Genomic DNA, 15418 nt, shown 5'->3' on the forward strand with positions numbered 1-15418 from the left:
GCTGCCATAGGACACGGAAAGCGTAGTGTATTGCCGCAGCGACTTTTAAGCACTCATCTTTTAGAGGAAGTGGTGAGTTATGTCGTATAATACAGCAAATGTGCAATTAACGACATTGCTTATGAGGAGCGTAATATCCTTATAATTTAGATGCTTATTATACGGATTTGCTATATGTAAGTAACCAATTATTGAGAAAAACACATCAGTTAAAGTTTTGAGACTACAAAAAAAGTCTGAACTTCTGTTAAGGAAACAAGATTTGTGGTTTCATTAACAGAAATCAGACTTAGTTCTTACAACCATATCATGAAATAGTATGTATGGTTCAGTTATCTTCTACGGTTTCTATTTCTTAGGAAGGTTGGGATATCTAGTGTATCCTCTTCCTCTTTGACTTTTTGTTGCACTGGAACTTCTCTTTCCCTAGTAGGATTTGGAGTTGGTTCAGGTGTCTTTTCACCAGATGATTGTTGTTTAGCAACTACTGGTCTTTGCTTAGGTTTCGATTCATTTAATTGCGTTTCATCAAATCCAGTTGCAATAACTGTTACAACAATCTCATCTTTTAACTCTTCGTTGATGACTGAACCAAAGATAACATTTACTTCTTGGTCAGCTGCAGATGTAACAATATCTGCTGCCTCTTGAACTTCATATAGGCTCAGATTTGTACCACCAGTTATATTCATTAATACACCATGAGCACCATCAATAGAAGTTTCAAGTAATGGAGAAGAAATTGCTTTCTTAGCCGCTTCACCAGATCTACTTTCTCCAGTGGCAACCCCAATTCCCATTAAAGCTGATCCTTTTTCCGACATAATTGTTTTTACATCGGCAAAGTCAACATTAATCAAACCAGGTACTGCAATTAAGTCAGAGATACCTTGTACACCTTGTCGTAGTACATTATCAGCTTCACGGAATGCTTCTAACATTGGTGTGTTTTTATCAACAATTTCTAATAGTCGATCATTTGGAATAACAATTAATGTGTCGACACTATTTTTAAAACTATCAATCCCTGAAACTGCTTGAGTCGAACGTTTGCGACCTTCAAAAGAGAACGGACGTGTCACAACCCCAACAGTTAAAGCACCTAGTTCTTTTGCTACTGAAGCGATCACAGGAGCAGCTCCTGTTCCTGTGCCACCACCCATTCCAGCAGTTACAAATACCATATCTGCGCCTTTTAGTACTTCTTCCAATTGCTCTTTACTTTCTTCAGCTGCTTTACGTCCTACTTCTGGATTTGCACCAGCACCTAAACCTCGTGTTAGTTTTTCCCCAATTTGCATTTTCACTTCTGCTTTTGATAGGTTTAAAGCCTGTGAGTCGGTGTTAACAGCGATGAATTCAACACCTTGAACGCCATGCTCAATCATTCGATTAACTGCATTGCTACCTCCGCCACCAACTCCGATCACTTTAATTGTAGCAAGCTGATCCATATTTGTATCAAACTCTAACATTATTCGTTCCTCCCTATTTGCAAGATTACAAGATTCATTGAAGTAACAGTTTTATCTGTCTAGGGAACGCTTGTTTAATCAAAAAAGTACTTAAACAAATTAGCGATTCCAGATTCTTTTTTCTTATTTGACGTTGTTTCATTTTGATTGGAAACTTTTTTCGTTTTCTTAGGGCTAGTAACTTCTACTTCAGGTGGCTTAACAGCATTTGACAGCTCTTTTCCTTGTATTTTCGCATTTCGGTATGCAAATTTCAAGATTCCTACACCAGAAGTAAACTGTGGTTCTCGTACGCCTATGTAATCCGGAATGGCTAGTCTAATATTCGTTTGAAATAAATCTTGTGCTAAATCCAAAGCACCTGGCATACTAACACAACCACCAGTTAAAACAAGTCCACCTGGTAATTCATTGTACCCCATTTTCCTTATTTCTTTTGCTGCATACGTAAAGATTTCTTCCAACCTAGCTTCAATCATATCAGAAATTTGCAACTGATTAAATGTTTGTCTTTTATTACTTCCAATTATAGAAACATCAAAAGTCTCTTCTTCTCTTGCATCATCATAAAAAGCATGCCCGTGATTCATTTTCACTTCTTCCGCTTCCTCTGATGACGTTCGTAATCCGATGGACAAGTCTTTAGTTATGTTGTCTCCACCAAGCGCAACCACACTAGTTGATACTAGATGATCATCCTCAAAAACAGAAACAGTTGTACTTCCACCACCCACATCAATCAATGCAACACCTAGATTTTTTTCATCCTTTGACAACGCAATGGAACCTGATGCTAATGGTTGCAAGCAAATATCTAATACTTCTAGATTAGCTTTTTCAACACATTTCAATATATTATGTAGCATTGTTTTAGAACAAGTTATGATCGAACCTTCCATTTCTAATCGAACTCCGATCATTCCACGGGGGTCATTAATTTCATCCAATCCATCTACAATAAACTGTTTTGGAATAACATCAATAATCTCCCGTTCTGGTGGTACTGAAATGACCTGTGCAGCATCGATAACTCTCCCAATATCTTCATTACCAATTTCCCTGTTATCACTCGAAACAGCCACAACGCCATGACACGGTTGCAATTGAATATGGTTGCCGTTTATACCTACTAACACACGATCAATTTGCATATCTACCATTCTTTCAGCTTGTTCAACAGCTGTTTTAATAGATTGTACGGTTTGATCTATATCAACGACAGCGCCTTTTTTCATTCCGTTTGATTTTGCAGTGCCAACTCCAATAATATTTAGGGAATCATTGAGTACTTCACCGATAATCACTTTAATTTTTGATGTACCTATGTCAAGGCTGACTAATATTTCATTGTTGTTCAAAGAAAGGCACCTCCTAATCTTTCAGGCATCTGAATAGTTCAAATATTAACGAATTTCAAGCAGAATTACAATTATTTTTGTATGAATATACAAAAAATTGTTTTTTTCATCTTGTTATTTAGTTACTGATTAAAATCCATTAGTACATAAGTAAGAAAATAACCATTACTTACATAGTAACATTAATTATCAATATTCAACATATAATATTTTATTTCCTTTAAATTTCTTTTATTTTTATTAATTTTCTTTATAATTCAGTTTTTTTTCGATGATTTTCCTTCTAATGATTGCTACATTCTGAAATAATCTTACACCAAATGCAAACACAGCTGCAAGATATAGGTCTATCCCTAATTGTATCCCTATAAAAGCAAGCATTGCAGCTAATAGTATATTAAAGAAAAACCCTGTTACAAATACCTTTGCATCAAATAGTTGTTGCAGATGCGCTCTGATGCCACCTAATAATGTATCAAATGCAGCTAATACGGCAATAGAAAGGTAATTAGAATATTGATTTGGTATCGTGATATCTGTTAATAGTCCTAATCCTACACCTAGTAATAGGAATAATACCGGTAGCCACATTAATTCTCACCCATTTCTATTTGTTCATTATCTTGTACATGTAAACGATCAAAATCAACCACACCTTCATATTTAGGTAAAATAATACGTTCACTTATTTCTGTTTGCAAATCGAGATATTCTAAAGCAAACTCATCACGCGACTGACTCACCTGCACATGGTCCAACATACGTTCTGGATTGTTCGTTAATACTTTGATTTCTAATGGTCCTGTTGGTAATGGACGGTTATTTACATACGTTTTACCATTAACGAGACGAATAGGCGTTGTATGGATAATGCGTTCATTTTCAATCGCTATATCTGTAGCACCATAGGTATTTAACTCATTTATGAGGCGATTAAGCAATTCTGGACTTACAGTTGGGTATGTCTGCAAATAATTTGTTTCATCCACCATCGGTAATACATTTATAACAACACCACTTCCGACTACTTCTGTTAGTCCAACTTTTTGTTTCAAATCTTGAATTGTATCATTTAGCGTTTGTACTAATTCCTGTTCGGATTGATCTTGATATTGCTGCAAAATCTCTTCTGTTTCTGCTATTTCCTGATATAACTCTAATTGTCTTTTTTGCTCTTTCTGCAACTGTGTTCTAATTTCCCATAAGTCTCTCGTGTCACGTTGTTTAGGTTCTTGATTAGATTGAAATTGAATCGCAACCATAATTCCCGTTAAAAGACATACCAAGGAAATTAGGAACTTACTTCGACGCATCTATTATCACCTTTCTCCTGGCATTTTTGCTCCCAATTCGATGGTATCAATATGTTCCAATTCAACTTCTATATTGTCTGATAATAATTGGTCTACAACCCCATTTGATAGATTTAGACTTTTATCCAATACATCCTGTTCGCCAATTGCTGTAATAGTAAATGGAGCTTGATATTGCTTACCATCAACCATAATGACTGGTCCAACACATGCAATATAACTATCATTGAATACTCTTTGCCCATTAATACCTATAGCAGCAGCCCCAGCACTTAATAATTCGTTTATGACAAGGTGGATATGTCGATCATGAACGATATACTGGTTAACATTTTCTTCACTTGGAATATAGTCTGGATCTTTTAATGTGATAGCTAAACCTGAACCATTTATAGGAAGTTCACCAGCATATAGCTGTAATTCTGTTTTTATATCGACTAAATTCCCAATCATTTCTTGCTGATTTCCTAATTCCACTTCTAATTGTTGTATCTCTTGGCGGTTGTTTTGTAACTCATGACGTAATTGTTTATTCTCTTCTTCCATATCAATTAATTGGTCTCGGTAATAGTAATCTTTTTCCCATTCTTGGTCCAAATTTTCAGCTGAATGTGACTCCGATTTTGTGGTGTGTTGGTAATTAAATGCGATTAAAAAACCTGCAACTACTAATACAAATGATAGGATCACATGATTCCCTCTTACCTTCATGAACTCTCCCCTGTTTCCTCAACCTGATTTGTTATCTCACTTTCATATGGGTTAAATACCGCTCCACTTGTACCAATTTTTATTACACCTTTGATTTCTGGCTCTAGTTGAGCGGTTATTGAAGGATATGTTTTCATTGTTTCAGAAAAACTTCGTATCGTCGTCTCTACTTGATATCCATCATTCATATACATCTCAATTTGATATGGGTTCCCTTCTGTTGGGTTCCATCTAATTTCTGAAATCAAGTCAACAATACTGTTTGGCAATTTTGCTAGTTCCTTAGACATTTCTTGTAAATATAGTTGCTGTTCAAAACTTAATAATAATGGAGCATCTCCAATCGAATTCTCAACAGGATTTGTAGTGAGGCGTTTCCCATTTTCTAATAAGGGCAAATAATGGTCTTCTTCTTTTACATAACCAATCCGATCAAATTCCTCAACCGCGATGTCAATTGTAGTTGGAAACTGCTTCGCAACTTGTACAGCTTTAATTTCTGGGTGAGTTACAATTTGCTCTTCGACCTCTTCATGATTAACACGCCAAAAATTATCTCCTTTGGTTATATCACTTAAATGGTGAATCTGTTCATCACTAATATGGTTATTTCCTGATAGATTAATCGATTGAATATGACTAAGCGGTGATTGTAAATAAACAACAATAGAAATTAAAATAAAAAATAACGATAAGTAGAATATTAATCGCCGATTTGTCTTCTTTTTTCTTTCTTGTTTTAGTTTTGGAATACGATCTTCAATAGAAACAACATTTTTTTCGCTCATTCCTTAAATCTTCCTCTTTTGTACTTTTTTATAAATACTTATAATAATAGACTATTGTTACTGCATAAAAGCTGTTTTATGATACATGAATTTTAATAACTTATGTCCTTTCCGGCTGATTTTAATATGTATCATGCAATCGTTCCGACAGAATACTCCGTTAAATTAGGTTATCTGATTAGTGACAGGTGCCAATATTAAGAATGGCAAAAGTTCATCATAAAGTTAGTGCACATAATACAGCAAATATGCACTAGAAAGTAACAACCTTACAAACAGTACCTTATTAATAAACAGCTTCCATCATTTTGCTTAGGAAATAAAATTGACAAATTCAGTAGTTTTTCTCTTAAAATTATATCATACAATCGCCACAATCTGTTCACATATAAACAAAAAAAGCAAAAGGTCTGACACTCTTATTTAAAAATAAGAGATCAGACCTATTTGGTAATTATAATTTTGCATATCGACTAATATTCAACACAATTCCAATCGAACATAATATAAGAGTTAAAGATGAACCACCGTAACTTAAAAACGGTAATGTAATACCTGTTACAGGAATCAATCCAATTACAACACTTATATTTATCATTACCTGGATTGAAATCATCCCAATAATCCCTAAGCCAAGCAGACTTCCAAATGTGTCTGGTGCAGCTAAAGAAACACGTATCCCTCGCCACAATAGCAATAAAAATAACAGTAATACAAATGTTCCACCAATAAACCCAAGTTCCTCTGCTAAAATCGCAAATATAAAATCATTATGGGGTTCTGGTAAATAGAAGAACTTCTGTAAACTTTGACCTAACCCCATCCCCATCAATCCGCCAGGTCCGATCGCATAAAGTGATTGAATAATTTGAAATCCATTACCTAAAGGATCTTCCCACGGATTTAAAAAGGCTGTAATTCGGTTAATACGGTACGGTGCAGAAATGATCAAACCTAAAAAGCCGATCAATCCAACAATGCCTAAACCTACAAAATGGGATATTTTAGCACCAGCCACAAAAATCATAACTACACAGGTCAACACAAGCACCATGCCTGTCCCTAAATCGGGTTGCAACATAATGAGTCCAAATGCTACGAAAACCAATAACATCGATGGTACAAATCCCTTTTTAAATGATGTTATATACTTTTGATTTGCAGCTAAAAAAGTTGACAAATAGATAATTAGACCTAGTTTCATAAATTCAGCTGGTTGAATACTAAAGGCGCCGACACCGATCCAACTTCTAGCACCACCTCGAACCATACCAATTCCTGGTATAAGTACCGCGATCAAGAGGATAAAACAAATAATTAAAATAGGTTTGGCATATTTTTGCCATGTTAAGTATGGAATGTTCATAATAAAAAACATACAAACAATACCTACACCTGCAAATAACAATTGCCTTTTCGCAAAATAAAAAGAATCATTAAACTTATAGTCTGCCCAAATAGCAGACGCACTGTACACCATGATTGCCCCAATCGCCAATAATGATAGAATAGCGATTGTTAACAACAGATCTGGTGCTTGATATGTCCTTTTTCTTGCCTTCAATAAAAAACACCCCATTTCCCAAAACATTGGAACGTGGGGCCTATCAATTCTTGAGTTTACTCAAGTTCTTATATAAGTCCCCCATAGAGGATAAGTACCATCCTTTGGAGGACTCTTTATATAAGTAAAACAAGCCCCTACTTTAATGTATGCACAGCTCTTACAAACATGTCTCCTCTTTCTTCAAATGTGCGATATTGATCCCAACTTGCACATGCAGGTGATAAGAGAATAACATCACCTTCTTCGGAGAGTTCGTATGCTTTTTGGGTAGCATGTTTTACATTATCGACAAATTCAACACAGTCTATTCCTGCTTTATCAGCTGTTATCTTTAACTTTTGAGCTGTTTCACCGAATAACACCATTGCTTTTACTTCGGATAAGAATGGTATTAAATCATCAAAATCATTCCCACGATCAAGACCACCAGCTAATAAGATTGTTGGTTGATTAAAGGCTGCTAAAGCTTTCGTTGTTGCTAGTACATTTGTAGCTTTTGAATCATTGTAAAAACTTCTCTCATGTACCTTTTGTACAAATTGCAGCCGATGCTTCACACCAGTAAATGTGGTCAAAACATGATGGATTCCTTCAGTAGTAGCACCATCCAGAAGTGCAGCACTTACTGCAGCTAAAATATTTTCAAGGTTATGCTTTCCTACTAATGCAATATCATGAAGGGCAATTATCTTTTCTTGTTTAAAATATAGATACTCTCGATCACACCAAGCTCCATCTGTTAGTTTTTGGGTGGTTGAAAATGGAACTTTGATCGCTTTTGCATCTTTTACCAACTGCTTAACAGTTTCATCGTCATCATTATAAACCAAGTAATCATCTTCGATTTGATTCATAAAAATATTTGCTTTGGCTTGCTTATAATTTTCAAGTGTTTTGTGATAGTCCAAATGTGCTTCAAAAACATTTAGTAGTACTGAAATTTTTGGACGAAATGACATAATTCCTAAAAGTTGAAATGATGATAGTTCCACCACCATTGTTTCTTTTGGATTCATAGTGCTCGCAACTTCTGTCGCAACACTTCCAATATTCCCAGCAATTTTTGCTTTTCGCTGACTATGGACTAGCATTTCATGTATAAGTGTCGTTGTAGTTGTTTTACCATTAGACCCTGTTATACCAATCATGGAATCACCTATTAATTGTGAAGCTAACTCCACTTCCGTAATAATAGGTATCCCCCTAGCTTCCGCCTCTTCAACGATTGGGTTATGATATGGAATACCTGGATTTTTCACAAGTAGTTCAACGCCATCTAACAGTTGTAACGGATGGCTACCAATTACTACTTCTACTCCAATATTTTTAAGTTGATTCACTTGAGGGTCGTCTGTGTTTGCTTTTAAATCATTCACTGTAACATGCTTACCACTAGCATGTAGAAGTTTAGCAGCAGACATCCCACTTTTGGCTAATCCTAACACAAGTATATTTTGATAAGGAAAATTCTTTAATGTATTCATACCCACACCTCAATATAAACGGCCAGTACAGCAAATAGAAACCCAACTAACCAAAATGTAGTAACGACTCTCCATTCTGACCAACCCATTAATTCATAGTGATGGTGTAATGGGCTCATTTTAAATACACGCTTACCCGTTGTTTTAAAAGAAATAACTTGAATAATGACAGACAGGGTTTCTAGCACAAATACACCACCAATAATAACCAATAATACTTCCATTTTTGTTAAAATTGCGATCGCAGCAATTGCACCACCTAATGCTAAGGAACCGGTATCCCCCATAAACACCTTGGCTGGATGTGCATTGAAAACTAAGAATCCAAGTAATGAACCAACAACAGCCAATGAAAAAATCGTTATTTCAATGTTTGGGAATCCATACCATGCTAAAATGCCAAATGCTCCAAAAGCAATGGCAGCTGTACCAGCTAGTAGCCCATCTAAACCATCTGTTAGATTAACAGCATTCGAAGCTCCAACGAGCATAAAAATGATTAATAATGCATATCCCCATCCTAGCTCCCATTGAATATTGGTTCCTGGGATTTGTACATAGGTTGGAAATTCATGATGACGTAAAATAAAATAAAAAATAATCGATATAATAACTTGTCCAGCCATCTTTTGTTTTGAGGTTAACCCCAAATTACGCTTTAAAGCTACTTTGATAAAATCATCAAGAAAACCAAGCAAACCAAACCCTAGTAAAACCATTAATAACAAGTAAACTTCAATACTAGGACCAGCTCCAAACTTTCCAGTCATGATGAGCGTCGTAATCGTTACACTCACTAAGATCATGACCCCTCCCATTGTCGGGGTACCTGTTTTCTTCATATGTGATTGAGGTCCATCTTCTCGTATACTTTGCCCAAACTTCAACCTTCGTAAAAAGGGAATTACGATTGGTGAGATTAGGACGGTAATAAGAAATGCTATTGCGATGGTAATTATTAAAATGTATTCAGTCACGTTTTCTCCTCCTTTGTTAACCAAACCGCCCATACCAATTATTTATTTTATTATGTGATATGATCTAAAAGTGATTCTAACTTCATCCCGCGTGAAGCCTTTAACATTATTAATACATCTTCACTTAAATAAGCTTGTAATTCTTCTATTAATGTCTGCTTGTTGTCAAAATGCTTTGCAGAAGTATGAACACTTGATTCACGAATCGCCTTCGTTATCTCCTCAGAATCACTACCTACTGTATATACAACATCAATTTTTTCAGAAATAGCTTCTGCAACGGACCTATGCAATACTTTCGATGATGATCCTAGTTCATACATATCACCAAGAACCAAGACTTTAGATTGATATCCCTTCATTTGTTTTACTATATCGATCGAAGCTTTCATAGATGTAGGTGAAGCGTTATATGCATCATTGATGATTGTAACATTATTTTGTCCTTTTGTTATCTCGAATCGCATTCCTGTTAATTCTAAATGAACAAGCGCGTCTTTAATTTTGCCCAAAGGAACACCAAGTTTTTTAGCAATGACAACAGCAAATGTGGCGTTCTTTACATTATGGTTGCCTAGCATATTTAACTGATAATTTTCATGATCTAGTTCGAAAAGTGTTTGATCTGCTGTCATTTCAACATAACTAATGTTGAAATCATTCTCTTCACTAAAACCAACCGTCGATACATATGGATAGGTATGTAATCCCTTTAACAGCCGTTCGTCCCCATCAATCAATAACAATCCATTTTCTTGTAGCCCTGCTAATATTTCTGATTTTGCTTGTGCAATTCCTTCTCTTGAACCTAAATATTCAATGTGTGATTCACCTATATTTGTAATGACAGCATAATTAGGACAAGAAAGAGTTGACAATCGCTCAATTTCCCCAAAGTGATCCATTCCCATTTCTAACACAAGTACTTCTGTATCTGTTGGCATGGAAAGGATCGTTAAAGGTAAGCCAATTTGATTATTATAATTGCCATTAGTTCGATGTGTTTTAAAATTGGTTTGCAACACTGTACCGACCAAGTCCTTTGTTGTCGTCTTACCATTTGATCCGGTTATCCCAATGACAACAGGATTTACTTTTTGCCTGTAATGATGGGCTAGCTGTTGCAGCGCTTCTAGTGTATCTTCAACAAAAAAAATGGGAAAATCCGTTGGTAAAAATGATGGCAACTGCTTATCTTTTTCCCAAAGCGTGGCAACAGCTCCATTATAAAATGCATCCTCAATAAATTGATGACCATCAAAAGTTTCTCCAGTTAATGGTATAAACAATGATTTGGTTGATTTTTTTCGACTATCAGTGGAAATTTCTTGTATAGGTAGTTGATCTTCAACCGCCCCTCGATTGTTTGTAAAAAGTTTTGCTAAAAACTCTGTTGTAAATAACATACTTATTTCTCCTTACCTACCTTTTTTACGATCGCTTTTGCAGCCTCTTCTCTATCATCAAATTCGACAACTTTGTCACCTAAGACTTGATAGGTTTCATGTCCCTTTCCTGCAATTAATACTATATCATCATCGTGGGCCAAATCGATAGCATGATCTATCGCTTCTTTTCGATTCAGAATAATTTGATAGTTGTTCCCATCAATCCCCGTAATCATATCTTTCACAATTTCACTCGGATTTTCGGACCTTGGATTATCTGAAGTGAATATTGCCAAGTCTGTATTTGAAATGGCTACACTGGCCATTAATGGGCGTTTTTTCTTGTCACGGTCCCCACCACAGCCAATAACTACATATACCCTACCTTTAGCAAAAGACTGTATCGTGGTTAGAACATTTTGTAAGGAGTCAGGTGTATGTGCATAATCCACAATCACACCAAAAGGTTGATTTAGTAAGACCGGTTCAAACCGACCACGTACACCGTCCGTAGTTTCTAATGCTTTTTTGATGGTTGTTAGTGAAACCCCTCGACATAATGCACCTGCCGTAGCCGCTAACATATTGTAGATACTGAATTTCCCAACTAGTTTACTATGAATTTTGGTTGAGCTTACATTCGTTTTAAGTGTAAATTGTGAGCCATGTGCACTAAGGTTAATATTCTCTGCCTTCACATCCGCTTCCGATTCAATCCCATACGTAATCACTGGCTGTGAAGTACTCTTTTTAAAAACGGAACTATATCCATCATCTTGATTAATCACTGCATATTTAGGCGCTTCACAACTATACTTATTCCCTAATTGAGAAAATAGTAGGCTTTTTGCTCGTAAGTACTCATTCATACTTTTATGATAATCTAAATGGTCCTGCGATAGATTAGTGAAAATCGCAATATCATAGTCACACCCATACACCCTACCTAAATCTAACGCGTGAGAGGAAACCTCCATAATTACATCTTCAATATTCCGATCAATCATTTGCCGAAAGCTTTTTTGTAAGAACAAAGCATCTGGAGTCGTGTTTTTGACACTATATTGGTCGTTTCCCATTTTCATTTGAATTGTTCCAATAACACCAGTTGTTTTGTTTTCCTGTCTAAATATATGGTCTAGCAAATAGGTAACTGTTGTTTTGCCATTGGTTCCTGTAACCCCAATAAGATTTAAATGGCTTGAAGGATTATTATAATATTTATTAGCAAGTAACGCCAGTGCTCTAATTGTATCATTGACAATAATTACTGGAACCGATACGTCTACATCTCTTTCAGCAATAATTGCAGCTGCCCCTTTAGTTTCTGCATCCTTTGCAAAAGCATGACCATCAACCGTAAACCCATTAATACAAATAAACATATTGCCGTCTTCTACTTGGTTAGAATCCATTTGCAACCCTGTAATGTTTATATTTTCGATCGATGCTGTTGCTTGATAAAAGCGGAGAACTTTAGCAAGATCATGTAATCTCATGCTATACACATCCTAACATAACAGATATTCATACACCGGTAGACCTATATGCTAACAGCAACTTTTTAAAAGCAAGTCTTTTTTGTAAAGTTTGTTGCTTTTTGTGTCGTAGTTGATAAAAGCTCCGACTAACCGATTCTCTCGCTAGTTATTTATGAACAAAAGCGCAAGCGCCCGGGTAGCGACGTACGGACTGCGCCTGCGCATCGCAGGTGGTTCGGTGTTGCCGCTCAGGAGCGGCGGACTTAACCGAACAATCATTCCGTAGGAGATAAAGGAAACTCTTTGGGACCGAAGGAAGTCGATGTTGACTTATCGTACGGAGGTGAGGGAAGTCTCGTTACAGCTTTAGCGTTGGAGCTGGACGTGGCCAATGCTAAGATAAAAGTTATCCACAACCATTCCATTTTTTAATTTCCTATGCTAAAAAAAAGTGATAATCCAACGCTGTGAATATACACTACGCGCATCCTAAGGGTTAATGAGACTCCTCGAAAATACAAATCAATTTTCTGCCTGCGATAAATGCTTCCGTAGCCTTCCTTGTTCTCGTTCATCCCTCACTGCAGAACCTCACCTAGGATACGTTAAGGATTACAGGCTAAAACCGTCTTACAGGACAACGCGTACATAACTCTTGTAAGACCCTAGGAGTCTCCGTGTATTTCCTCCGCCTGTTGTGTGCATGGTAATTTCGTCGATAGCCATGCATTTAAATTCAGCTATTAGTTTAGGTGTTTTCTAAAGTTACGTCGGAGTTTATTGTAATGGCGACAAAACAACAAACAACCTTTTTGAAAACAGCTAAAAGGAAAGACATAAATTTTAATCATTTTTGTTTGGATCGTCATCACCAAAGTATAAACGCACCTCGCCGCCCTGCTCAATTTTCTCCCCTGGCTCCGGTGCTTGATCAACAATAACATCACCTGATCCAGATGCCTCAATAGATAAATTAACAAGATATTGTTGTAAGTCTTTTCTCGTTAAACCTCGTAAATCGGGAACTTCAACTAAGGGTTGATCTGGCCATTGGTATTCTTTTTCCAAACCATCTTTTCTAGGTTCTACGCCTAACGCCCTTAAACTATCTCCAATCACATTCCCTACAATTGGTGCAGCAACAACCCCTCCAAACTGAACCGTGTCTTTCGGATTATCAATTGCAAGATAAACAACAATCTCAGGATCATCTGCTGGTGCAAAACCAATAAAAGATACGATATGGTTATTACTCATGTATTTGCCATCTTCACCAACTTTTTGCGCTGTACCGGTTTTTCCTCCAACACGATATCCTTCAACATAAGCACCTCTACCAGTACCTTTAGCGACAACACTTTCTAAAGCTTTGCGAATTTCTGAAGACGTCTGCTCTGAAATTACTCTTTCCTTTAAAATTGGGTCTGTCTTTTCAACTGTTTTATCCGAAACTGGATTCGTCCACTCTTCTGCTAGATATGGTTGGTATAGATAGCCACCATTAATAGCCGCAGACACAGCCATCACTTGTTGAATCGGGGTCACAGAAACACCTTGACCAAAAGCGGTAGTTGCTAATTCCACAGGACCAACCTGTTCTGGATTAAACAAAATCCCTTTCCCTTCCCCTTGAAGGTCTATACCTGTCTTTTCACCAAAGCCAAAATTATTAATATAGGAAAATAACTTCTTTTCCCCTAATTTTTCACCAAGTGTAACAAATCCAGGGTTACAAGAATTTTGAACAACTTCTAGATATGTCTGGTGACCATGTCCACCACTTTTCCAACAATGTAATGTTGCACCCCCTACATCAATAGCACCATTATCGGTAAACTCATCCTCCTCTAAATCAACAACCCCTTCTTCCAATGCTGCTGCTAATGTAATAATTTTAAATGTCGACCCTGGTTCATATGTGCTCCAAACTGGCAAGTTTCGATTGTATGTATCAGGATCCACATCTTGATAATGTTCTGGATGAAAGTTTGGCCTTGAAGACATACCGAGAATACCACCAGTGTCTGGGTCAACAGCAATGGCTAACGCTCCATCAGGATTGTATTTTGTTTCGGCAAGATCCAATTCACGTTCTATAATAGTTTGTACCCGTGAATCAATTGTAAGTTTTAAATTGTCACCATCTTTAGGTTCTTCATAAACATCAGCAATTTCAGGCATACGATGGCCTTTAGCATCCGAGAAATAAGATAGACTTCCCACTTCACCCATTAATTGGTCATCGTAAAAAAGCTCTAACCCCATTAAACCTTGGTTATCAATCCCCGTAAATCCTAAGACATGGGATAAATAAGTTCCGTTTGGATAATGGCGTTTTGAGTCCTCTGCAATATATACACCATCAAGTCCTAGTGTTCGTATTGCTTCCACTTGCTCTTCAGATAACTTCCTACCCTCTTTAAAGCGCACAATCCTCTCATTTTGTGTGATTTCTTGATATGCTTTTTCTACTGTTATATCTAATATATCAGCAAAATGTTCCGCTACTTTTTGTGGTTCTTGTATCTGTCTAGGTACAACCATCACTGTTGGTGCAGTCACATTTTCCGCAAGTACTTCCCCATTCTTGTCCAGTATTTTACCTCGTTCAGGTTCGAACGTAATATCACGACTCCACGATTCTTTTGCTCTTTCCATTAACACATCACCGATTACAAATTGAACGTAACCTAACCGGAAATCAATGATACCAAAGATGACAATTGCACAAAGAAAAACAGTGACTAGACGCTTTCGCATTGTTACATTGGATACACGTTTCATACGACATCTCCTTACTTAACAGGTATGCTTGTATCCAATATATGAATGACCAAAAACGAATAGAACACTGTTTAAATGAAACTATTTACTAT

Annotated in this window: 12 protein-coding genes; all 12 read right to left on the bottom strand. The window is 36.5% G+C overall.

The features are described 5' to 3' along the window. Positions 1–332: 332 nt before the first annotated feature. The 12 genes from ftsZ to FCI53_RS01220 all read right to left on the bottom strand — a co-directional run bounded on the left by ftsZ (position 333) and on the right by FCI53_RS01220 (position 15326). Positions 333–1475 (bottom strand): cell division protein FtsZ, encoded by a 1143-nt coding sequence (gene ftsZ, locus FCI53_RS01165; protein WP_138414996.1) that lies wholly within the window; start codon positions 1473–1475, stop codon positions 333–335. A gap of 74 nt (positions 1476–1549) precedes the next feature. Next, positions 1550–2833: a cell division protein FtsA gene (gene ftsA / locus FCI53_RS01170; protein WP_138414998.1), complete on the bottom strand. Its 1284-nt coding sequence runs from the start codon at positions 2831–2833 to the stop codon at positions 1550–1552. A 240-nt stretch (positions 2834–3073) separates the two neighbouring features. Next, entirely contained in the window at positions 3074–3424 is a 351-nt protein-coding gene (locus FCI53_RS01175; protein WP_138415000.1) for a small basic family protein, read from the bottom strand. Beyond that, positions 3424–4146: a DUF881 domain-containing protein gene (locus FCI53_RS01180; RefSeq protein WP_138415002.1), complete on the bottom strand. Its 723-nt coding sequence runs from the start codon at positions 4144–4146 to the stop codon at positions 3424–3426. The genes FCI53_RS01175 and FCI53_RS01180 overlap by 1 nt, the downstream gene beginning before the upstream one ends. A 6-nt stretch (positions 4147–4152) precedes the next feature. Beyond that, the gene (locus FCI53_RS01185; protein ID WP_138415004.1) at positions 4153–4857 is read right to left on the bottom strand and encodes a DUF881 domain-containing protein; all 705 of its coding nucleotides are present in this window, start codon (positions 4855–4857) and stop codon (positions 4153–4155) included. Then, positions 4854–5645 (bottom strand): cell division protein FtsQ/DivIB, encoded by a 792-nt coding sequence (locus tag FCI53_RS01190; RefSeq protein ID WP_138415006.1) that lies wholly within the window; start codon positions 5643–5645, stop codon positions 4854–4856. Before FCI53_RS01190 ends, FCI53_RS01185 begins: the two co-directional genes overlap by 4 nt. Before the next feature lie 454 nt (positions 5646–6099). Further along, positions 6100–7209: a stage V sporulation protein E gene (gene spoVE, locus FCI53_RS01195; protein WP_246049978.1), complete on the bottom strand. Its 1110-nt coding sequence runs from the start codon at positions 7207–7209 to the stop codon at positions 6100–6102. A 137-nt stretch (positions 7210–7346) separates the two neighbouring features. Then, positions 7347–8696 carry a UDP-N-acetylmuramoyl-L-alanine--D-glutamate ligase gene (gene murD / locus FCI53_RS01200; protein WP_138415010.1) on the bottom strand — a complete coding sequence of 450 codons (1350 nt, stop codon included), beginning with the start codon at positions 8694–8696 and terminating at the stop codon, positions 7347–7349. Further along, positions 8693–9706, bottom strand: a complete 1014-nt coding sequence (mraY, locus tag FCI53_RS01205; RefSeq protein ID WP_171038023.1) for a phospho-N-acetylmuramoyl-pentapeptide-transferase — start codon at positions 9704–9706, stop codon at positions 8693–8695. Before mraY ends, murD begins: the two co-directional genes overlap by 4 nt. Positions 9707–9723: 17 nt before the next feature. After that, a complete protein-coding gene (locus FCI53_RS01210; protein ID WP_138415014.1) occupies positions 9724–11079 on the bottom strand; it encodes a UDP-N-acetylmuramoyl-tripeptide--D-alanyl-D-alanine ligase in 1356 nt (451 codons plus the stop codon). A gap of 2 nt (positions 11080–11081) precedes the next feature. Continuing rightward, positions 11082–12560 (bottom strand): UDP-N-acetylmuramoyl-L-alanyl-D-glutamate--2,6-diaminopimelate ligase, encoded by a 1479-nt coding sequence (locus tag FCI53_RS01215; protein WP_138415016.1) that lies wholly within the window; start codon positions 12558–12560, stop codon positions 11082–11084. 825 nt (positions 12561–13385) lie between these two features. Then, positions 13386–15326 carry a stage V sporulation protein D gene (locus tag FCI53_RS01220; RefSeq protein ID WP_138415018.1) on the bottom strand — a complete coding sequence of 647 codons (1941 nt, stop codon included), beginning with the start codon at positions 15324–15326 and terminating at the stop codon, positions 13386–13388. Between the last annotated feature and the right edge of the window lie 92 nt (positions 15327–15418).

The organism is Aquibacillus sediminis (assembly GCF_005870085.1).
Lineage (GTDB): Bacteria > Bacillota > Bacilli > Bacillales > Amphibacillaceae > Aquibacillus_E > Aquibacillus_E sediminis.